At 66.0% G+C, this 21255-nt stretch carries 18 protein-coding genes; 8 read left to right on the top strand and 10 right to left on the bottom strand.

What is annotated here, in order from left to right:
- Nucleotides 1-56 precede the first annotated feature (56 nt).
- Nucleotides 57-1013, bottom strand: a complete 957-nt coding sequence (locus ASC63_RS05315; protein WP_055814957.1) for an NAD(P)/FAD-dependent oxidoreductase — start codon at nt 1011-1013, stop codon at nt 57-59.
- Between the two features lie 76 nt (nt 1014-1089).
- Between ASC63_RS05315 and ASC63_RS05310 the strand changes: the two genes are divergently transcribed.
- From ASC63_RS05310 to ASC63_RS05280, 7 genes are all read left to right on the top strand, one after another.
- Complete coding sequence (locus ASC63_RS05310; protein WP_055810571.1) at nt 1090-1677, top strand: helix-turn-helix domain-containing protein; 588 nt, start codon at nt 1090-1092, stop codon at nt 1675-1677.
- 61 nt (nt 1678-1738) lie between these two features.
- Nucleotides 1739-3520: a molybdopterin-dependent oxidoreductase gene (locus tag ASC63_RS05305; protein WP_082487254.1), complete on the top strand. Its 1782-nt coding sequence runs from the start codon at nt 1739-1741 to the stop codon at nt 3518-3520.
- A 189-nt stretch (nt 3521-3709) separates the two neighbouring features.
- Nucleotides 3710-4828: a Fic family protein gene (locus ASC63_RS05300; protein WP_055810567.1), complete on the top strand. Its 1119-nt coding sequence runs from the start codon at nt 3710-3712 to the stop codon at nt 4826-4828.
- 156 nt (nt 4829-4984) lie between these two features.
- Nucleotides 4985-5287 carry a YciI family protein gene (locus ASC63_RS05295; protein WP_055810565.1) on the top strand — a complete coding sequence of 101 codons (303 nt, stop codon included), beginning with the start codon at nt 4985-4987 and terminating at the stop codon, nt 5285-5287.
- Entirely contained in the window at nt 5277-6344 is a 1068-nt protein-coding gene (locus tag ASC63_RS05290) for an alcohol dehydrogenase catalytic domain-containing protein (protein WP_200936785.1), read from the top strand. Before ASC63_RS05295 ends, ASC63_RS05290 begins: the two co-directional genes overlap by 11 nt.
- A 44-nt stretch (nt 6345-6388) precedes the next feature.
- On the top strand, nt 6389-8002 hold the full coding sequence (locus tag ASC63_RS05285; protein ID WP_235491827.1) for an FAD-dependent oxidoreductase: 1614 nt from the start codon (nt 6389-6391) through the stop codon (nt 8000-8002).
- A complete protein-coding gene (locus ASC63_RS05280; protein ID WP_055810559.1) occupies nt 7999-9960 on the top strand; it encodes an oxidoreductase in 1962 nt (653 codons plus the stop codon). Before ASC63_RS05285 ends, ASC63_RS05280 begins: the two co-directional genes overlap by 4 nt.
- Here ASC63_RS05280 and ASC63_RS05275 read toward each other — a convergent pair.
- Nucleotides 9957-10847, bottom strand: a complete 891-nt coding sequence (locus ASC63_RS05275) for a LysR substrate-binding domain-containing protein (RefSeq protein WP_055810557.1) — start codon at nt 10845-10847, stop codon at nt 9957-9959. The two genes, ASC63_RS05280 and ASC63_RS05275, sit on opposite strands and share 4 nt — an antisense overlap.
- Nucleotides 10848-10862: 15 nt before the next feature.
- Nucleotides 10863-11801: a type II 3-dehydroquinate dehydratase gene (gene aroQ, locus ASC63_RS16785; protein WP_327063329.1), complete on the bottom strand. Its 939-nt coding sequence runs from the start codon at nt 11799-11801 to the stop codon at nt 10863-10865.
- Nucleotides 11802-12026: 225 nt separating this feature from the next.
- Here aroQ and ASC63_RS05260 point away from each other — a divergent pair, with 225 nt between their 5' ends.
- Nucleotides 12027-12923 carry a shikimate dehydrogenase gene (locus tag ASC63_RS05260; protein WP_055810555.1) on the top strand — a complete coding sequence of 299 codons (897 nt, stop codon included), beginning with the start codon at nt 12027-12029 and terminating at the stop codon, nt 12921-12923.
- 17 nt (nt 12924-12940) lie between these two features.
- Here the strand turns inward: ASC63_RS05260 and ASC63_RS05255 are convergent, their stop codons facing one another.
- Genes ASC63_RS05255 through ASC63_RS05225 form a run of 7 tightly spaced genes read right to left on the bottom strand, consistent with a single transcriptional unit; the run spans nt 12941 to nt 21215 of the window.
- Entirely contained in the window at nt 12941-13738 is a 798-nt protein-coding gene (locus ASC63_RS05255; protein ID WP_055810553.1) for an SDR family NAD(P)-dependent oxidoreductase, read from the bottom strand.
- Nucleotides 13716-15548, bottom strand: coding sequence for an FAD-dependent oxidoreductase (locus tag ASC63_RS05250; RefSeq protein ID WP_055810552.1), 1833 nt, complete (start codon nt 15546-15548; stop codon nt 13716-13718). The genes ASC63_RS05255 and ASC63_RS05250 overlap by 23 nt, the downstream gene beginning before the upstream one ends.
- Nucleotides 15548-16432: a sugar phosphate isomerase/epimerase family protein gene (locus ASC63_RS05245; RefSeq protein WP_055810550.1), complete on the bottom strand. Its 885-nt coding sequence runs from the start codon at nt 16430-16432 to the stop codon at nt 15548-15550. The genes ASC63_RS05250 and ASC63_RS05245 overlap by 1 nt, the downstream gene beginning before the upstream one ends.
- Before the next feature lie 31 nt (nt 16433-16463).
- Nucleotides 16464-17717, bottom strand: coding sequence for an MFS transporter (locus tag ASC63_RS05240; protein ID WP_055810548.1), 1254 nt, complete (start codon nt 17715-17717; stop codon nt 16464-16466).
- Between the two features lie 20 nt (nt 17718-17737).
- On the bottom strand, nt 17738-18505 hold the full coding sequence (locus tag ASC63_RS05235; protein WP_055810546.1) for an ABC transporter ATP-binding protein: 768 nt from the start codon (nt 18503-18505) through the stop codon (nt 17738-17740).
- Nucleotides 18502-20349 (bottom strand): branched-chain amino acid ABC transporter ATP-binding protein/permease, encoded by a 1848-nt coding sequence (locus tag ASC63_RS05230; protein ID WP_055810544.1) that lies wholly within the window; start codon nt 20347-20349, stop codon nt 18502-18504. The genes ASC63_RS05235 and ASC63_RS05230 overlap by 4 nt, the downstream gene beginning before the upstream one ends.
- Nucleotides 20346-21215, bottom strand: a complete 870-nt coding sequence (locus ASC63_RS05225) for a branched-chain amino acid ABC transporter permease (protein ID WP_055810542.1) — start codon at nt 21213-21215, stop codon at nt 20346-20348. The genes ASC63_RS05230 and ASC63_RS05225 overlap by 4 nt, the downstream gene beginning before the upstream one ends.
- Nucleotides 21216-21255 lie beyond the last annotated feature (40 nt).

The following is a 21255-nucleotide window of genomic DNA, read 5'->3' as shown; positions in this document are numbered from 1 at the left end:
TATGATGTTTGAGACAAGGGGGTCTACTCCATTGCCGCCGGTCGCGGCGCCTGCGATCAGGCGGTCGCTCGCGCGGCAATCGCCTCGCGCACTTCTTCGGCAATGAGATCGGCGTTGATGGCGGCGCCGGCGCGCAGACCGTCGCTTGCCGCCGTCACCACCTGGGCCACGGGGTCGGTAACGTTACCGGCCACCCACACGCCGGCGGCCGAGGTCAGCCCCGTCGCATCCGATTCGATGTAGGTGCCGACGCCCATCGGATGCGCCGTCGGCTTCACTCCGAGACCGCCGAGAATCTCGGACCGCGCCGTCAGGGTCGTGGCCACGGCAAGCGCCTGCACCGGATGTCTCGCCCCGTCTGCCAGCAGCACCCCGGCGAGCGCGTCGTCCACCACCTCGAGCGACTCGACGATGCCTTCGACCACGCGGATGTCGCGCGCGGCGAGCTGTTCCCGCTCCTCGTCCGTGAGCGGCGGCGCGGTGTGGGCGAAGAAGGTGACGGTCGCGCTCAATTGCCGAAACAGCATCGCCTGATGCATGGCCATCGGCCCGGTCGCGAGTATGCCGATCGCCTGGTCGCGCACCTCCCAGCCGTGGCAATACGGGCAGTGCACCACGTCCTTGCCCCAGCGCTCCTGCAGCCCCACCACACTCGGCAGCTCATCGACCACACCGGATGCGACGAGCAGCCGCCGCCCCCGAACCACGCTGCCGCCCTCCATCGTCACCACGAAACCTTCGTCGGTGCGGCTCGCCGTCACGGCGCTGCCCCGCGCCACACGTCCCCCGTAGCGTTCGACCTCGTCCCTGCCGAGCCGCTGCAGTTCGAGCGGGTTCACCCCGTCGCGGCTCAGAAAGTTGTGCACGCCGGCCGCGGGCGCATTGCGCGGCTCGCCGGCGTCGATAACCAGCACGGAACGCCGCGAGCGCCCCAGGGATACGGCCGCGCTCAGCCCGGCGGCGCCGCCTCCGACGATGACCACGTCATATTCGTTCTCGTTCGTTCGCGTCATGATGACCTCCGCGTTCATCGTGGAACGATGGGGCGCGAATTGACAAGCTTTGTTGCCGGTCTGGCAAACTGAAGCGGTGGATGACACGACAGGAGACGTGCTGAACTCGGTCGGGCCGAGGCTGCGCGCGCTGCGCCTGAGGCGCAACACCACGTTGGCCGAGCTCAGCGCAGCGACAGGCATTTCCGTCAGCACCCTCTCCCGCCTGGAGGCCGGGCAACGAAAGCCGACGCTTGAACTGCTCCTGCCGCTCGCTCGCGAGCACGGGGTTCCCCTCGACGAACTCGTGGGGGCACCCGCAACGGGAGATCCGCGCATCCACATTCGCCCCGTCACCCGGGGCGGCATGACGATACTGCCCCTGAGTCGCGGCGCAGATGGGCTGCAGGCGTTCAAGCACGTCATTCCGGCCTCGATCCCTCCCGGCGAGCCCAATCCGCAGATGCACGAAGGCTACGAGTGGATCTATGTCATGCGCGGCCAGCTCCGCCTCGTACTCGGCGACCATGACCTGATTCTTCCCGCCGGAGAGGCGGCAGAATTCGACACGAGAACCCCGCACTGGTTCGGACGAGCCGGCACCGGCGCGGTCGAATTCCTCAGCCTGTTCGGTCGGCAAGGCGAGCGGATGCACGTGCGGGCGCGCCCGTCATCCGCTCCGTAAGCGGGAGAACAGCGGCGACCCGCAGCTAGCCGGGGCTCCGACACCCGGCTACGCTCTGGGCATGGAGCCTCCTTCGAAGGATCGGCCACTGCCCGCCTCGGATATTGGCGCTGAGGGAGTGCGCGCGAGTTTTCGAGCGGAACTCGATCGCACGCGCTATACCGTCGTCGACGAGGACTGGGCCGGAGGCGTGCCCGCACAATACGGCGTGGCGCCGCGGGTGCGCATCGGTCACAGCAAGTGGTTCAACCTGCTCTGGTTGATACCGATCGGGCTCGTCCTGCTGCTCATCGGGGTGGCCGTGGCCCAGGGGATTCGAGGGCTTCCAGCCGTGCACGATTTCATCCGCACGTATCCCGGAACGTCCGAACTGCCGGACAACGCACCGGTAGGGATTCCGGCGTGGATCGGCTGGCAGCACTTCCTGAACATGTTCCTGATGATCTTCATCATCCGTTCCGGAGTCACGATCCTCTCCGACCACCCCCGGCTCTACTGGACGAGGCATTCCACACCGGGCAAAGAGTGGTTTCGAATTCAGAAGCCCGTTCCCACCAACCCCCTCTACACGGCAAAGGAAGACTCGATCACCCTGCCGAACGGCGTCGGACTCCCGGGCCGCAGGCACTCGATCGGCCTGGCTCGCTGGTGGCATCTCGGCATCGACACGCTGTGGCTGGCCAACGGCATCGTCTTCTTCGTCTTGCTGTTCACGACGGGGCAATGGATGCGACTGGTGCCGCTGCGCTGGGACGTCATTCCGAACGCGATCTCGGTTGCGATCCAATACCTCTCGCTGGACTGGCCCACCGAGTCGGGCTGGAGCAACTACAACAGCCTGCAGCTCATCGCGTACTTCGTCACCGTCTTCATCGCGGCGCCGCTCGCCCTCATCACAGGGCTGGGAATGTCGCCCGTGCTCTCCACTCGCTTTCGCAAGGTCAGTTCGGTCTTCAGCATTCAGTTCGCGCGGTCGACACACTTCCTGATCCTGTGCTGGTTCATCATTTTCATCGTCGTTCACGTTGCGCTCGTGCTGACCACGGGGGCCCTGCGCAATCTGAACCACATGTACGCCTCCCAGGATTCCGAATCGTGGCTCGGATTCTGGATCTTTGCGGCGTCGATGGTGGTCGTAGTCGTCGCCTGGGTTGCGGCAACCCCGTTCACCTACCGGCATCCACGCGTGGTGCAGAAGGTCGGATACGCGCTGATCGGGCCCGCTCAGCGGCTGTTCGAGCACATCGATTCCAAGCCCGGCCAGTACACGGAGGACGACATTTCGCCGTACTTCTGGCACAACGGCAAATACCCTGACACCGACGACTATCAGCGGCTTCAGGCCGGCAACTTCGCCGACTACAAGCTCACCGTGCACGGCCTGGTCGAGCATCCGGTGGAACTGACTCTCGAGCAGTTGCGCGCCCTGCCGCATCACGAGCAGATCACCCAGCACTTCTGTATTCAGGGCTGGTCGGGTATTGCCAAGTGGGGCGGCATCTCCATGCAGACCATCCTGGACACCGTGAAGCCGAAGCCCGAAGCCAAATGGGTGATCTTCTACTCCTTCGCCCTCGGCCCGGAGGGCGGCCTCTACTACGACGCCCAAGCCATCGAGCAGATGAGCTATCGCCTGACCATGCTCGCCTACGACATGAACGACGCACCGCTGTCGTTCGGCCACGGGGCGCCCCTACGGCTGCGCAACGAGACCCAGCTCGGATTCAAGATGGTCAAATGGATACAGGCCATCGAGTTCGTCGAAGACTTCGCGGAGATCGGCGGCGGTCTTGGCGGCTACAACAACGACCACGAGTTCTTCGGCTACCGCCAGTCGATCTGACGCGGCACACGAGCCGCCTGCCCGGTACCGTCATGATCAATCTGCCCCAAGTGACGATGACACCGAGGGCTTGGTCGCTGAGGAGACAGTGTGCGAGGACATGCCAAATGATTGAGCACATGTCGTTGATGTGTAAAAAATATGGCTAAAATTTTACACGTTTCTCGAATGTGGTCATAGAGTTTGCATATGACGTGGCATCCGAACCAGCCCTATAACGAGCTGCCTCCCCTGCCGCCGGCCGGCGACATCGAAACGAAAAGCGTACTCAAAGCCACAGTCGAGGCACGGGCGGCTCTCGCGTCCCTCGATCAAGCGGCCCGAAGGATTCCCAACCCGACAGTCCTCATCAACGCCATTCCGCTCCTCGAAGCCCAGGCGAGTTCAGAGATCGAGAACATCGTCACGACAGCCGACGACCTTTTCCGATTCGCGGACGATGAAGCAGCCGCGACAAGCCCCGAAACAAAGGAAACGTTGCGATATCGTTCCGCGCTCTTCAGCGGGATCGAGAGTTTGGCGACACGACCGCTGTCGGTGACAACGGCCATCGAGGTATGTTCCAACATTCACTCGAGAGACATGGGACTCCGTCGTCTTCCGGGCACATTTATCGGAAATCCCGTGACCAAACAGGCGATATATACGCCGCCAACGGGTGAAAACCTCATCCGGGACAAACTCTCGGCGTGGGAGCAATTCATCCACTCGTCCCCTGGCCTCGACCCCATTGTGCGAATGGCGCTTGCGCACTATCAGTTCGAAGCGATTCACCCATTCGCCGATGGCAATGGCCGAACGGGACGCATCCTCAACGTTTTGCTCCTCATCGATGCCGGGGTGCTGAATCAGCCAATCCTCTATCTTTCGAGATATGTGATTGAAAACAGATCAGAGTATTACCGCTTGCTGCTGGAAGTAACTGCGCACGGGGCCTGGGAAGAATGGGTTCTCTTCATCATTGAAGGGCTTCGTCAAACCGCCACATCGACGGTAAGGAAAATCGATGCGATTCATGAGCTCCAGGTGCGCGCACAAGAACAGATACGTCGCGTCACCTCTGGTGGCGCAAACAAAGACCTTCTCGACGTCATGTTCGAGCAGCCCTACTGTCGAATCTCGAATGTCATGGACAGATGCGGGGTCTCCCGACCGACCGCCACAGGGTGGTTGAATGCGCTCGTTGATGCCGGAGCGCTTCACGACATGAAGATGGGGCGCGAGCGCCTCTTTATCAATGTCGCGTTCCTCGACCTGCTCACAAGCGCTGACTCCGCATTACCCGAATTGGATGCAACGCTGTTCTGATCGTGACCCACCGCCGGTCACGCCCAAATCGTCAATCATCCGCATCCATTAGGCGCTATTCACACATAATCGTGCGGTAATAATGCTATAGACGCGCGGTAATCCCTTTGGCAGTGTGGAGTCATCAACTGTGCACTTCAAGGGAGAGGACGGCGCGTGGCCACCTTCGCGATCAGATACACATATGGCGAGAATTCCGAGGCCGCCAAAGCGCCGTACAGCGAGGCGCACATGCAGTTCCTCACCGCACAGTTCGAAGCCAAGCGCCTGCTTCTCTCGGGCCGGGTGCTCGCCGACGAGGCGAGCGGCGTGGCTGCCGGCGCGCTGCTCATCGTCAGCGGCGAATCGATCGACGACGTCACCCGTCTGATGGATGGCGAGCCGTTCATGCAGAACGGCGTCGTCGCCCGCCGCGAGATCGCCGAGTGGAACATCGCCTTCGGCGAGATTGCCCGCTGACCCCGTGCTCGCAGCTGTCACCGTCTCCAAAGAGCGAATCGAATACCAGAACCGCCCCGATCCGGAGGCCTCCGCCGGTCACGCGCTGGTGAGCATCCGGCACGTCACGCTGTGTGGCACGGATCTGCACATTTGGGAGGACGACTACGCCACCGATCTGCCCATCATCCAGGGCCACGAGTTCGTCGGCGTCATCGAGCAACTGACCGAGGCGGATGCCGCGAGCTCGCCGTTCTCTGTCGGCGATCGCGTCGCCGTCTCCCCCATGTTCTACTGCGGCAACTGCTACGCCTGCCGTGCCGGCCGTGTGAATGCGTGCACGCACATGTCGATCTACGGATGCTACGAAGACGGCGCGCTGGCCACGCTCATGTCGATCCCGCTCGAGAAGCTCTACCCGGTTCCGGCCAATCTGCCCCTGGAGATCGCCCCGCTGTGCGAGCCCATGAGCATCGCCATGCAGGCGGTGAACCGCGGCCGCCCCGTCGCCGGAGAGAAGGCCCTGGTTCTGGGCAGCGGCCCCATCGGCCTGCTCGCCACCATGTATCTCAGCGATTTGGGCGTGCACGTCATCGCGGCGGACACCGTGGAAGAACGCTGCGCCTTCGCGCGCCAGTTCGGCGCGCTCGACACGATTCTGATCGATCCGGCGAGCGAGTTCCCCTCCGCGCAGACGGCCGCCATGATCTCCGAGTGGACCGACGGTGACGGCCCCTCCCTCGTGATCGAGGCGACAGGCCAGCCCTCCTCGCTGCAGAACGCGCTCGGCATCGTCACGACCACGGGACGCATCGTTCTCGTCGGCATCTCCGACCGCGAGGCGCAGCTCTCCATGCGCGTCGTGCCCATCAAGGAGGTCGATCTGATCGGCAGCCGCAACAGCATGAATCTCATCGGTGAGGCCCTCGAGATGATCGACCTGCACCAGAGCGAGGCCCGCAGTCTCATCACGCACCGCTTCGACTTCGACGATCTGGGCACGGCCTTCGAGACCATGCGTTCACGCACCGAGCGGGTGGGCAAGGTGGCCATCGACATGCCGGCATCCCGACCATGATCGGATGCCCGCTGACCGAGCTCGGTGCCTCGTACGATGTTGTCGTGATCGGCAGCGGAGCGGCAGGGCTCGTCGCTGCGATCCGTGCCGCCGACGGAGGCCGCCGCGTTCTCGTGCTGGAGAAGGCTGCGAAATTCGGGGGAACGACGGCGCTCTCCGGCGGCGTGATGTGGGCGCCGTGCAACCATCTGATGAACGAGGCCGGCTTTGCCGACAGCGATGACGCAGCCCTCGCCTATCTGAACGCAGCGGCCGGCCCGCGCATGAGTGAAGCGGAGATGCGCTGGTACATCGGTACCGCGCCCCGCGCCGTGCGCTATCTGGTCGACAAGACGCGGGTCAGCTTCACCCCGCTCGCCCGGCCCGACTATCACCTGGACTGGCCGGGAGCGGCCGTGGGTCGCGGTCTCGACAATGACCCGTTCGACCCGGCGGCGGTCCCCGGTCTGGCCGAGGCCATTCGCCCGCCCAGCTACTTTCCACCGATCAGCATGAACGAACGCGATGCGCTGCGGGGTGCCCCGGTCGACGAGCGGATGCTGCGCGAACGTCGCGAGGCCGGCATCCGCACCATGGGTGGCGCCCTCGTGGCGGCCCTTCTGGCCTCGGCCATCGACCGCGGAATCGACCTCGCGCGCGATGCCCGGGTGACCGCGCTGGAGCGGGACGAATCGGGCGGGTGGCGCCTCACCGTGAACGACGCTGGGAACGACCGCGAGGCCAGCGTGGCAGCGACGAACGTGGTCGTCGCATCCGGTGGCTTCGAGTGGAGCAGACACCTTCGCGAAGCTCTGCTGCCAATGCCGATCACCCCGATCAGCGCACCGAGCAATGAGGGTGACGGGCTGATGCTCGCCCTCGGCGCCGGCGCGGCGATGGATGAGATGACGGCGATCTGGGGCGTGCCGGTCATCGCCGCACCCACGCAGCGTTACGACGACCAGCCCTCCGGCCGCATGGCCAATGTCGAGATGACACTGCCGGGCTCCATCACCGTGAACGCCCGCGGGCGACGCTTCGTGAACGAGGCGCTGAATTACCACGACCTCACGCGCGTGTTCGCCAACGTCGATCCGGGCACGAGCCGGCAACAGAACAATCCGGCCTGGCTCGTCTTCGATTCCGGCTACCTGCAGTGCTATTCGGTGGCCGGCTCCACGCCGGGAATCGCCGAGGAGTGGATGCTGCGGGCCGACAGCCTGGGTGCCCTCGCCGAGCTCTGCGGCATCGATCGCGCCGGCCTCGAGGCCACTGTTGCCACCTTCAACGCGGATGCCGCGACCGGGCACGACAGCGCATTCGGCCGCGGCGATGCGCCCGAAGACAGGCACCTCGGCGATCCGAACAATCTGCCCAACCCCTGCCTCGCCCCGTTGTCCACGGCCCCGTTCTATGCCGTCGAGATTCACGCCGGCGTGCTCGGCACGGCCGGCGGCATCCAGGTCGACGCGCACGGGCGCATGCTCGGGCGTGACGGTCACGCTATCGAGGGACTCTTCGCGGCAGGAAACTGCTCGGCGACGGTCTTTCGCGGCGCCTACCCCGGCGGCGGTGCCACCCTGGGCTCGGCAATCACCCGAGCCTTCAGTGTGGGTGAATACCTGAGCGAGTACCGTGCCGATGAAGCCGAAACACCCCAGAAGGAGCGGATGCGATGACGCAGCCACACACGAACATCACGGCATCGCCCCTTGCGCTGGGCCGCCTCACGCTGCGCAACCGGCTCGTCTCGGCCCCGATGGAGCGCAACTACTGCGACACCGAGGGCCACATGACGGATGTCTACGAGGACTACCTGGTGCAGCGTGCCGCCGCTGGCGTGGCCCTGGTCATGGCCGAGGCCACCTACGTGCGCGCCGATGGCAAAGGCCGCACTCACCAACTCGGTGCCCACGACGATTCCTGCATTCCGGGCCTGCGCCACCTCGCCGACGCGATGCACGCCGAGGGCGCGCTCGTCGGTTGTGAGCTAAACCACGGTGGCCGCACCGCGCAGAGCACGGTGAGCGGGCATCCGAATGTCGCGCCCTCACCGGTGCCGTGCGCGGTGGCCGGCGGCGAGATGCCGCGTGAGCTGACCACGGCCGAGATCTACGAACTCGCCGCCGAATACGGCACTGCGGCGGCTCGCTGTGTTGCGGCCGGCATTGACGTGCTGAGCATCCATGGCGGGCACGGCTACCTCGTGCACCAGTTCATGTCGCCGCTGTACAACCACCGCAGCGACGAGTTCGCCGACTCCGCGCTGTTTCTCAATCTGGTGATTGCCGCGGTGCGTGAGAACGCGCCGAACACGCCCCTCGGCATCCGCATTTCTGTGCTCGAAGGCACCGAGGGCGGGCTGACCGCCGAGCAGACGCTGGCCATCGTGGCACGCGCCGACCTCGCCGCACTCGACTTTCTCGACCTCTCGGCCGGCAGCTACGAGGCCGGCGAGTGGATCGTGCAGTCGGGCGAATGGCAGCCGGGTCTGCTCAGCGAGTACGCCGCCGCATACCGCCGCTTCGGCAAGCCACTGGGCATGGCCGGGCGGCTGAACAGCCCCGAGATCATCGAGACAGTGCTGGCCGAGGGCACCGCAGACTTCGTGAGTCTGGCCCGCGCCCTGCACGCCGACCCCACGTTCGCGACCGCCTGCCTTGAGGGCGGCGAGTACCGCCCGTGCATCGCTTGCAACGTCTGCATCGACAATCTCGGCGTCGGCCCCGTCGGCTGCACCGTCAACCCCACGGTCGGTCGCGGGCGCGTTCCGCTCGCCACCCCCACGGTGCGCACGGGCAGCAGCGTCGTGGTCGCGGGTGCGGGCCCGGCCGGCCTGACGCTGGCCCGCGAGCTCGCGCTGGCGGGGGCGGATGTGACACTCGCCGACGAGCGCGCGGCACTCGGCGGCCAGATGGCCGAGGCGGCACGGATGAAGTCCACCCCCGATTTTCACCGCTTTCTCGACTGGTCGGCCCGCGAGTTCGAGCGACTGAACGTGACCGTCTCGCTCGGCACACACGTCGATGAGTCGCTGTTGACGGCACTGAAGCCGGATGCCGTGGTGCTGGCCACCGGCGGCATCCGACCGCAGGCGCCCGCCTTGAGCGAAACCGTCGTGGCGGGCGAGTCACCGGTGATGGATGTTCGGAACTGGCTCGAGACGCACGAACTGGACGAGCCCCTCGCCGCCTGCACCATCTGGGGCGCGGACGGCGTGGCCATGTCGGTGGCCGACACGCTCGCTGCGCGCGGAACGGCCGTGCTGCTGGTGGGCGAGCAGGAGCAGCTCGCGCCCGATTCGGGGCGCCGGGCCAAGATTCTGGCCCTGCCGCGCCTGATGGCGAACCCGAATGTGCGGATTCTCCTGGGCAGCACCATCGCCGAAATTGCCGAGCGCCGCATTCGAATCACCGACGCCGACGGCACGGATGCGTGGCTCGACGCCCCGGGACCGCTGCTGATCTCGCACGGCACGGTGCCGGCCGAGAGCGAAGGCGAGCTTGCTGCAGGGCTGGGCATCCGGCATGCGGTTCTCGCAGCGGGCAGCGCCATCGAGAAGTCGCCGGCCACCATCCGCAACGCCATACTCAGCGGCTACGACACCGCGCAGCAGCTCGCCGCCGCGTTGCACTAGGGCGTGGGCAGGATCTCCTCGGCGAGCGCGAGAATCGAGGCGAGGGCCGGCGAGACATCGTCGGGGTTCCAGGCGAGGCCCGCCTCCTGAACGGGAACGTCGCCGCGCAACGGAATGAACACTGAGCCGGCGGGCATGATCGGCTGCATGCACTGCGGCATGAGGCTGATGCCGACGCCGGCGGCAACGAACGAGAGCACGGTGTACGGGTCGACGATCTCCTGAACGATTCGCGGCCGAAACCCGGCCCCGAGGCACGCCCGCACGAGGTTCTCGCCCACCGTCGAGCCCCGGCTCACCGGCAGCGAGACGAAATCCTCGCCTTCGAGCTCGGCCACCGTCAACTCGGCACGACGGGCCAGCGGATGGTCGGAGGGTAGCGTCGCACCCAGCGGCTCCCTCGAGATCGCACGAGTTGCCAGGGGCGGTGACTCGAGCGGCAGGCCGACGAAGGCCAAGTGGATCTCGCCGTTGTGCAGCCGCCTGATCGCATCCTCGGTGACCAGCTGGTTGACCAGGGTCAGCTCGATCCCCGGATACCGGCCGCGCGCGGCCCGGGTGAGCGGCGGCAGCGTGAGGTGGTTCAGCGCGCCTGAGAAGCCGATGGTGACCCGACCGTATTCGCCCTGCTCGATCTGGCGCACGGATCGATGCGCAAGGTCGAGCTCACCGAGCATCTTTCTGGCGTGCGGCAGAAACGCGACACCGGCACCGGTGAGGGCGACCGAGCGCGTGCTGCGCTCGAAGAGTGGAGCGCCGAGCTCGCGCTCCAGCCGCCGGATCGTCTGGCTCAGCGGCGACTGCGCCAGCCCCAACCGCTGCGCGGCCCGGCCGAAGTGCAGTTCCTCGGCGACAGCGATGAACGCCTCGATCCACCGCAGTTCCATGGGCCACCCGACCGATCAGTGCTTCTCCGCGGCGAGATGCGCCGCCTGCTGCAGCGCCAACTCGTAACCGTGCGCGCCCGCACCCATGATCACCGCGGTGGCGATCGGCGAGATGTGGGAGTGATGCAGGTACTCGGCCGGGCGCGCCATGATGTTCGTGATGTGCACCTCGATGACCGGCACCGGCAGCATCGCCAGCGCATCGCGCAACGGTATAGAGGTGAACGACAGCCCGGCGGGGTTGATGATCACGGCGTCGAAGGCGCTCATCGCCTCCTGTGCGGCATCCACGAGCTCAGACTCGCTGTTGCTCTGCCGAAAGTCCGCCGTCATGCCGAGCCTCGTCGCCTCGGTCGCTACTCGCTCGCCGATCTGGTCGAGGGTGACATCACCGTAGAGACCCGGTTCGCGCCGCCCCAGAAAGTTGAGATTCGGTCCGCTGAGAACCAGAGCGGATGCCTGCGACCCGCCGGCTGCACCGGCATCCGTGCCCGGATGCGCAGCCGGCTGAGCAGCTGGCAGCAGCGACAGCACGTGCTCGAGCGCCAGCAGGTAGCCGTTCGTTCCCGCGCCGACGATCACGGCGGCAGCGACATCCGAGATGAAGGAGTGGTGCCTGAACTCCTCGCGAGCGTGAATGTTCGTGACGTGCACCTCGACGACCGGCACCGGCAGCATTGCGAGCGCGTCGCGCAGCGCCACCGAGCTGTGGCTGAGCCCACCCGCGTTGATGATCACGGCATCGAAGTCGCTCATCGCCTCCTGCGCCGCATCGATCAGCACAGCTTCGCTATTGCTCTGGCGGCAGTCCAGACTCACGCCGCGCCCGGCCGCCAAGCCCGCGAGCGATTCGGTGACGGCGTCGAGAGTGACCGAGCCATAGAGCGCCGGTTCACGCCGCCCGAGAAAATTGAGGTTGGGTCCGTTCAGCACCAGAACGCGTGGTCGTGTCATTGCAGGACGCCCTACTTCCATTCCTCGAAGTCGATCCAGATTATCCGTCGAGCTCGGCTGCCGCGAGCATATCGGTGTCGGCCCGTGCTGCGCTTACCGGCTCGCCTGGAGTGGCGGTTCGATGAGCGTTCCGCGGTCGTGTTCGTTGTGCGTACATTTATTCGTCAGTTGAACTCTTCTTGCTATGCTATCGACAACATCCGTTCTTTTGAAGGGTCAGTCACCGTGGACGCCGAAAACGCTTCAGTCCCGAGCACCGCCTACCTGGTCGGCCTCATCGGCGAGGGCATCGGCCCCTCGCTGTCGCCGCCGCTGCACGAGAGCGAGGCCCACGAACTCGGCCTCGACTACGAATACCGGCTGCTCGACCTGCTCGAGCTGAACGAGCCCGCCGAGAGCGTCGGGCGGCTGCTCCATGAGGCACGCGACGAGGGCTTCTCGGCGCTGAACATCACGCATCCGTGCAAACAGCTCGTCATGCAGTACCTCGATGAGGTGGATGTCGACGCCGAACGCCTCGGAGCGGTCAACCTCGTTCTCATCCGCGACGGCCGTTTCATCGGTTACAACACCGACTGGGTGGGCTTTCGTGACGGCGTTCTCGACGGGCTTCCGGATGCCGCCCTCGAGAACGTCGTGCAGTTCGGCGGTGGCGGCGCCGGCTCGGCCTCCGCCTATGCGATGCTCGCGCTCGGCACGCAGCAGCTCACGCTCACCGATCTCGTGCCCGAGCGCGTCGAGGGGCTCGCTCAGAGGCTGCGAGAGCTTTTCCCCGATCGCGAGGTGCTCGTGAACGGGCCCGACGAGGTGGCCGGTACGCTCGCCCGTGCGGACGGCGTCATCAACGCCACCCCGCTCGGCATGACCAATCACCCCGGTGTCGCGTTCGACGTTGCGCGGCTGCGGGCGGATGCCTGGGTCGCCGACGTGGTCTACTTTCCCATCGAGACCCAGGTGTTGCTGAACGCCCGTGCCCACGGCCTGCGCACCCTCGACGGCGGCCGCATGAACGTGGGACAGGCCGTCGCGGGAATGCGCCTGATCACCGGAATCGAACCCGACGCGGCACGGATGCGCGCCCACTTTCTCGAACTGATCGCCGAGCGCGAACTGGCCCAGTAGTTTTCCATTCCGCGTCTTCAGTAGCGGATGGGCCCAGGGGTTCCGCCGCCGACCGGGATGGCGTCGCCCGTGATGGCCACGCTGCGCGGGGAGGCGAGGAAGACGATCACGTCCGCCACCTCCTCGGCCGTCACCATGCGCCCGATGGTCGAGCCGCCGCCGAGCAGCGCCTCGGCCTCACCGAGGGTGGTTCCGCGCGCGGCCGCCGTGGCGTCGATCAGGGCGGGTGTGCGCTCGGTGCGGGTGAGAGCCGGATGCACGACCGTCACGTTCACGCCCGCCGCGCCGAGCTCGTCGGCCAGATTCTTGGTCATCGCGGCAACCGCCACGTTGCGCATAGACCCGAAGGTGTTGCCGGCGTTCAGGGCGGCGAGGCCACTGACGTTCACGATGCGCCCCCAGCCCTGTTGCACCATGAGGGGTGCCACCGCGCGCGCCGTGCGCAGGCAACCGAGCACCTTTGTCTCGATCTCGGCCCGCAGGTCTTCGTCACGAAGGTCGGCGAGCATCCGGGGGCTGCCGGGCGTGGCGGCCCGTGCGGCAGCGTTGATGAGGATGTCTACACCGCCGAGGCCTTCCACCGCCGCTGCGACGAGCGCCTGCACCGAGGAGTCGTCGTTCGTGTCGGTCGGGATCGCCATTACCTTGTGGCCGAGCTCTTCAACTGCGGCACGGGCCAGATCGAGCTCCGCGTGACCGCGGGCTGCCAGCACCACATCTGCACCCTCTGCGGCGAGGGCTTTCGCGACGGCCAGGCCGATGCCCCGGCTGCCTCCGGTGATGATGGCGCGTTTACCGCTGAGCTGAAGATCCATGCGAACCATTCTCCACCGCAGCGTCTCGGCCGTCCTCGTAGGCGGTAGCGCCGGCAAGGTCGCGTCCGGCGACATAGCCGAAGGTCATGGCGGGGCCGATGTTGATGCCGCCGGCCGGGTAGTGGCCGCCCATCACGTTGGCCTGGTCGGTGCCGACGGCATACAGCCCCGCGATCGGCTTGCCGCCGTCGCCGAGAACGCGCGCACGCGCGTCCGTCTCGAGCCCCATGAATGTACCGAAACTGCCCGGGAGCACCTTGACGGCATAGAACGGGCCGGTCTTGATCGGTGCCAGTGAGGGGTTCGGCTTCACTGTGGGGTCACCCGCGTAGCGGTTGAACGGTGTTTCGCCACGCTCGAAGAGCGGGTCGGCGCCCCGGCGGGCGTTCGCGTTGAACTCGACGACCGTCGCGGCGAGACCGGCAGGGTCGATGCCGCAGTTGCGCGCGAGTTCCTCGATGGTGCGGCCCTTCGTCAGGTAACCGTTGCGCAGGTACGGGAAGGTGGGAACCGGCCGCTGCTTCGACATGCCCAGCGGATACCGCCGCTGAAAGGTGTGGTCGGCAACGAGCCACGACTCGACGGGCTCACCCTCGGGAACCGCGGCGAGCATGCCGAGCACGTAGTCGTGGTAGCCGTTGGCCTCGTTCACGAAGCGCCTGCCGTTCTTCAGCACGCCGATGGCCCCCGGCTTGCCCCTGTCCATGATGTGTGGAAAGACGCCGACTCGGCCGTTGCGATAGTGAACGAGTGAGACGGGGCAGTACGCCGCCGGTGCCGCCACATTGTGATTGAGGTGCCCACCGACCGACTCGCCCAGCGTGATGCCGTCACCCGAGGTGCCGGCCGGCGCCAGCGTCCAGTGCTCCTCGCCGGTAGGCACGCGGGGAAAGTACTGTTTGCGTCGTGCCACATCGTTCGGAAAGCCGCCGGTGGCCAGCACGACACCAAGGCGGGCGTGGATGCTCAGTTCGCCGCCCTGCTCGTCGCCCGGCCCACCTCTGGGAGAGGCGACGACCGCGCCCGTGACACGCCCGGCATCCGTCGTCAGCCGCAGCGCGGGCGACGACACCCGGATGTCGACGCCCAGGTTTTCGGCCGACTGCATGAGACGGCCGATGAGTGCCGTGCCGTTGACGAGCTGCAGCCCGTAGTGATGGGTCAGAAGATCCCAGAGGTGCAGCCCCACGCGCCACGTTGCATGCCACAACGCCTTCGCGTCGCCGCGCATCGCGAACAGAAAGGCCCGCAGATCAGGGCCGGCCATGATGCCCATGCCCAGAAACGAGGTCTCGTAGAGCTGGCGACGCATCGTCGCGCGCACCGTCTTACTAAGCCGACGCGCGTTGATCGGCTTGGGCGCCACCGAACGATGCCCGGTTCCGGCACCGGGCGTCTTGCCGTAGATGTCGGAGATCGAGCTGCCGGGCACAAACTGCAGCTTCGTCTTCGTATGAAAGAAGCCGACCATGTGCGGCACCGCCTCGAGCAATGCGTCGACCCGGGCCGCATCGAAGTTCTCGCCGAGGCGCTGCCGCAGGTACTCGCGGGGCAGCTCGATATCCTCCTTCACGCCGTCGGCGACAGCCAGCGGATTACGCGGCGCCCACATCCAGCCACCGGAGAATGCGGTGGCGCCTCCACACTTCTCCTCTTTCTCCACGACTATCACCTTCAGCCCGTGGAACGCGGCCGTCACCGCAGCAGACAGCCCGCCGGCCCCCGAGCCGATGACGAGAACGTCACAGTCGATTGCTGCGGTGCGCGGCCCTGCAGGGGCGGATGCCGCACCCGGCTCATCAGCGATCATCACCGTGCGCCCTCTCCCCCGGCCTGCCCGAGCGACTCGCCGCGCTCAGCGAGCAATGCCTGTACCGCCACCAGATTCATCCGAACGAAATCGACGGGCGACATTCTCGCGCTCAGGGTGGCGTTGGGAACCTCGACGCTGATGGGGGTGTCGGCGGCGACCGCGGCGATCAGCTCGCGTAGCGGCAACTCACCCTCTCCCGGCACGAGGCGCAATGCGCGCGCCTCGAGCTGCAGAACCGAACCATTGGTGGTCATTCCCTGCGGCATCGTCGCGGGTGGATCCAAATGCTCCGGCGTCGCCAGCGGCGCATCGCAAATCTGCAGAATGGGAACCAGCTCCGGTTCGAGAGCGGCAACCTGCTCGACGCTGCCGCCGAAGCGCTGCAGGTGCAGCGCATCCACGAGAATAGCGGCGCCGGCACCGCGGGCGAGGCGCGCGGCATCCGGAATCGAACGCACGACCTGGTAGCTGATCGGCTCCAGCGTGGGAAGGATGCCATACGGCCGCGCATCCTCGGTGAGCCGGGCCAGGGTGTCCGCGAGTCGGCCGAGATCGTCATCGCCGCCGACCACGCTCACCGAACTCGCGCCGAGTGCCGCCCCGGCCTCGAGCGCGGGCATCCAGAGCGCCGGGCCCGCGGATGCGTCGAGCACCAGAAACTCGATGTCGCGCACGCGCAGCCCCGTGTCGTCGAGTCGGGCGAGCGTCTCTTTCGACATCGCCGAACCCGGTTGCATCGGATACGGCGTCTCGCCTGCGGTGGCCACCGCAACGCGCACACCCACGAAGTCGTAGCCGGCCTCGGCGGCCGTTGCCACCAGCTCGGGCGGCGTAAGCTGCAGCATCGTCAGGTGGGCGATGCCGATCTGTCGGTGTGCCATGAAAACAACCTTTCTCGTGCGGTCGACCGTTCTAGAGCGGGGTCGATGATTGGTGCGTGCGGGCGACCTCGCGCAGTTCGTCCTCGACGAATCGTGGCGTGCGCAGCATGGATCCGGCGACGAAGGCGACCACCACCGTGGCGATGAGCAGCAGGTACGCACCCAGCCATCCGGTGTCAGCGTTATACAACAGGCCCACCAGAAGCGGGCCGAGCGCCGCGAGCGCATAGCCGACGGCCTGCACGAATCCGCTCAGGGCGGCCGAGCCAACGGGGGTGCGCGACCGCAGGTTGATCAGCACGAGGCAGGCCGGGAACATGACCGATCCCACCCTGATCAGCACGATCCACAGCCAGGGCGCGAGCGACGGCGCGAAGATGAAGCCCAGATAGCCCAGCACGAAGCCCACCGCGCCCAGATAGATCATCCACGAGACATTGCGCATGCGCACGATCATCATGGGCACGATGATTCCCACCGGAAAGCCCAGGGCGGAGTACAGACCGAGCAGCGCACCGGCGGTGGCGGGCGTCTGCCCGGCCGATTCCACCAGCATCCGCGGCAACCACGCGAACAACGTATAGACGTGAAACGAAACCACGGCAAAGACCAGCGCAAGAGCCCACGCGGTGCGCGAACGCCAGATCTGGCTGTGCAGTGCAGCGGATGCCACCGGTTCCGGCTCTGCTCCCGCCTCCCGCTCCACGCGCTCGGCCCGCTCGCGCCGGCTCTGCACGAGCACACCGATCCACGGGAACAGTGCGAGCACCGCCAGTACCGCCCAGATTCCGAGCGAGAGCCGCCAGCCGGCGGCATCCGCAAGAGGAAAGGCCACGAGCGGGGGAACAGCCATGCCCACCGCATTGATCGTCGCGTACAGCGAGGTGACCATGCCGATCCGGTCGGGAAAATACCGTTTGACCAGAGGCGGCAGCACGACGTTGCCCACCCCCATGGCCACGAACACGAGCAGCGACCCCACGAACAGCACCACGAACGATCCAGAAACCGCCCGGAGCAGGTGGCCAACCACGGCCACCGCAATGCTGAGCACCACGAGGCGCTCCAGGCCCACGCGCTTGGCCAGCATCGGCGCCACAAGAGCGGAGGCGGCGAAGGCCACCGGGGGCAGCATTCCGAGCACGCCGAGCCCGGCGTTGTCCAGCGGAACGTCGTTGTTGATCATCGCGACGATCGGCGAGAGCGCCGCGACGGCGGTGCGCAGGTTAAGGGCGAGAAGAACTATTCCGAGCAGTGCGAAAGTTCTCCCCGCCCACAGCGGCATCGCCCGGGTCTCGGTGTTCGTTATATCCCCAGGTAGATCTGGCGCACGCGCGGGTCGTGGCGCAGAGAATCGGCGGGGCCGTCCATGACGATCTCGCCGTTCTCCATCACGTAGCACTGCGTGGTTGCCTCGAAGGTGAGCTTGGCATTCTGCTCCACCAGCAGGATGCTCATGCCCGTGCTGTTGAGGCGCTGCACCACCGCGAGCACCTCGTCCACCAGCTTGGGCGACAGCCCCATCGACGGCTCATCGAGCACGAGCAGCTTGGGCTTCGACATGAGCGCGCGACCGATGGCGAGCATCTGTTGCTGCCCGCCCGACAGCGCGCCGGCGAGGCGGCCCTTCATCTCTCCGAGCACGGGGAACATCTCGTAGATCGCCGCGACCTGGTCGCGGGTGGATGCGCTCCAGCGGCTGATGTATGCGCCCATCAGCAGGTTCTTCTCCACGCTGAGGCCGCCGAAGACGTGGCGGCCTTCCGGCACGTATCCGATGCCCTCGTGCACCACCTTGCGCGCCGGAACGGAGAGCAGGTCGGTGTCGCCGTAGCGCAGGCCGTCGGCCGAGCGATGCACCAGGCCGAGCACTGCCTTCAGCGTGGAGCTCTTGCCTGCGCCGTTCGCCCCGATGATGCCGACGGACTGGCCGACCTCGACCTCGAAGCTCACCCCACGCACCGCGGCGACGCCGCCGTAGTTGACCGCCAGGTTCTGCACCACGAGTTTCGCGGCCTGGTTGTCGGATGCCTCCGCGACCTTGCGTGTCGTCGGATCGACTGTTGCATTCATGCGGTCACCCCGTTCGTCTCCTGGCCTGGTTCACGGCCGCCCACTTCGAGCACATCGTCTTGAATCGCCGCGTCATCGCCGAGGTATGCCTCAATGACGGCGGGCGTGCGTGCCACGTCGGCCGGCAAACCGTCGGCAATCACCTTGCCTGTCGCGAGCACCGTCACCCGATCACACAGCGACATGACCAGTCCCATGTTGTGCTCAATGAGCAGCACCGTCACGCCCTGGGCGCGAATGTCACGCACAATCGCCTTGAGCTGGTTCATCTCGTCGCCGTTGAGGCCGGCGGCAGGCTCGTCGAGCAGCAGGATGCGCGGCGAGGTCGCCATCGCGCGGGCGATCTCCACGCGCCGCTGGGCACCGTAGGAGAGCTCGCTCGGTGCGGCATCCGCCAGCTCGCTCAGCCCGTAGTGGTTAAGGATCGCGTCGGCCTTCTTGCCCATCTCGCGATCCCCGCGCACAACCCCGAATGGCCAGAACACGTAACGCCAGCCCCACGCCGTGCGCGTGCGGTCGAGACCCACGAGCACGTTCTCCCGCACCGTCAGCAGCGGGAAGAGCCGCAGGTTCTGGAAGGTGCGCGCGATGCCCCGCAGCGACAGCCTGTATGCGACGGTATTCGTGGAACGCTGCCCGAAGAGCGCAACCGAGCCGGATGTCGGCGGGTGAATGCCGCTCAGCACGTTGAAGAAGGTCGTTTTTCCCGAGCCGTTCGGCCCGACGATTCCGCGAATCTCCCCCTCACGCACCGTGATGGAGACGCCGTCGAGCGCGCGCAGGCCCTTGAATCGCTTGACGATGTCCTTCACCTCGAGGGCGATCGGCGCATCCGCCGCTGGGGCGTGCTGCGCACTCTCGTCCGCGATGGACACGTAGGGCTGCACCCGCTTGCCCGCCTCCTTGCCGCCTCGACGCGCCTTCCATGCCTTGATGATGCGTGGCGGGATGCCGGCAAAACCGGTGGGCAGGAAGACGACGATGATCACCACGAGCGCCCCATAGCCGAGCTGGGCGTAGATGGAGAAGTCGGCCAGCCACGCGCGAATGAAGATCAACGCGACAGCGCCGAAGATCACGCCGGGCAGGCTGTGCCGTCCGCCGATAACCACCATGGCCAGCAGAAGGAACATGTTCGCGAGGTTGAACGACTCCGGCGCCACGTAGCGGATCATTCCGGCGTAGAGAACACCGGCGATGCCGCCGTACAATCCGCCGAAGGCGAAGGCCACCATTCTCAGGATCGGCACCTCGGCACCCATCGCCGCGGCCGCCAGGTGGTCGTCACGCATGGCGCGCATCCGTCGGCCCAGTCGCGTGTGCACGATGAAGGCGGCGAACGCGATGCCTATCACCAGAACGGCCCACTCAAGGTAATAGAAAAGGTAGTCACTGGAGAGATCCATGCCGAAGAACACCGGCGCCGGAATGCCGCTCAACCCGGAACCCTGGCCGGCCAGCGGCAGGTTGAGAACGAGGCTCACGAAGGCGAGCGCCAGGCCGAGCGTCACGATCGCGAGATAGTGCGATTGCAGCCGCAGCGCGGGGATGCCCACCAGCAGCGAAACCAGAACCGTGAGCACGATGCCGGCCAACGCGGCAGGCCAGAAATTCCAGCCGACCTTCGTGGTCAGAATCGCCGCCGTATATGCGCCGATCCCGAGGAACGCGACCTGGGCCAGGTCGAATTGCCCAGCAATACCCATCGAGAGGAACAGCCCGATAGCCAGCAGGCAGAAGATCATGGCCACGTTCGCGACGTGCACCGTGTAGCCGTCAAGCATGTAGGGCAGATAAAGAGTGAGAGCGGCCAGCACGGCCAGCGGAACGATTTTCTTGATCATGCGCGGTTCACCGTGCTTTCTCCGAAGATGCCCGTTGGGCGAATAACGACTATCACGGCGAAGGCAACGAAGGCGGCGAGATCCGCATAGCCCTGAAACAGACCCTGCGCGAACGCGTAGAGGATGCCGAAGCCGAGACCGCCGACGATCGCACCCTTGATATTGCCGAAGCCGCCGAGCACCGCCGCGGCGAACCCCATGATGCCGAGGGTCGAACCGAAGGTGGGGCTGACGTACAGCACCGGGCCGGCAAGCCCACCACCGAGGGCGGCGAGACCGGCGCCGATGGCGAAGGCGAAGGCGTTGCTGCGCCCAACGTTGACGCCCAGGGCCGTGGCTTCCTCGAAGTCCATCGCCACGGCCTGCATGGCGATGCCGCGCTTGGTTCGGTCAAGAAAGAACCACAGAAGAGCGGATGCGACCGCCGCGATGGCGATCACCACCAGCTGGTACTGCTTGATGTAGATACCGAAGACGTTGAACGGCTGTTCGCCGACCGGGCTCGGAACCGCCTGTCCCGTGGTTCCCCAGATGATGATGGCCACGCCCTCGAGCATGATGCCGAAGCCCAGCGTGCCTATCAGCATCAGGTCGAAGTCTTTGTTCTCCAGCGGCCGAAGTATTCGCTCGATGACCAGACCGATGATGGCGGTGGCGATGATCGCCACGACAATGGCGATCCAGAACGGCAGCTTGCTCGTGACGAACAGGGTCGCCGCGATGTACGCACCGACCATGAGGATGTCGCCGTGCGCGAAGTTGACGAGTCCCATGGTGCGGTAGACGAGCGAGAATCCCAGAGCAACGAGCACATAAATTGCGCCGATGCCGATCCCCCCCACCATGGTCTGCATGAAGAACTGCATTGTTCTCTCCTTCTCAGAGACGCGGTCGGTCCCATCGCCT

It is taken from the genome of Leifsonia sp. Root112D2 (genome assembly GCF_001424905.1).
Lineage (GTDB): Bacteria > Actinomycetota > Actinomycetes > Actinomycetales > Microbacteriaceae > Root112D2.
The sequence above is the reverse complement of the archived record's forward strand: the minus strand, read 5'-3'. Positions and strand labels throughout refer to the sequence as shown.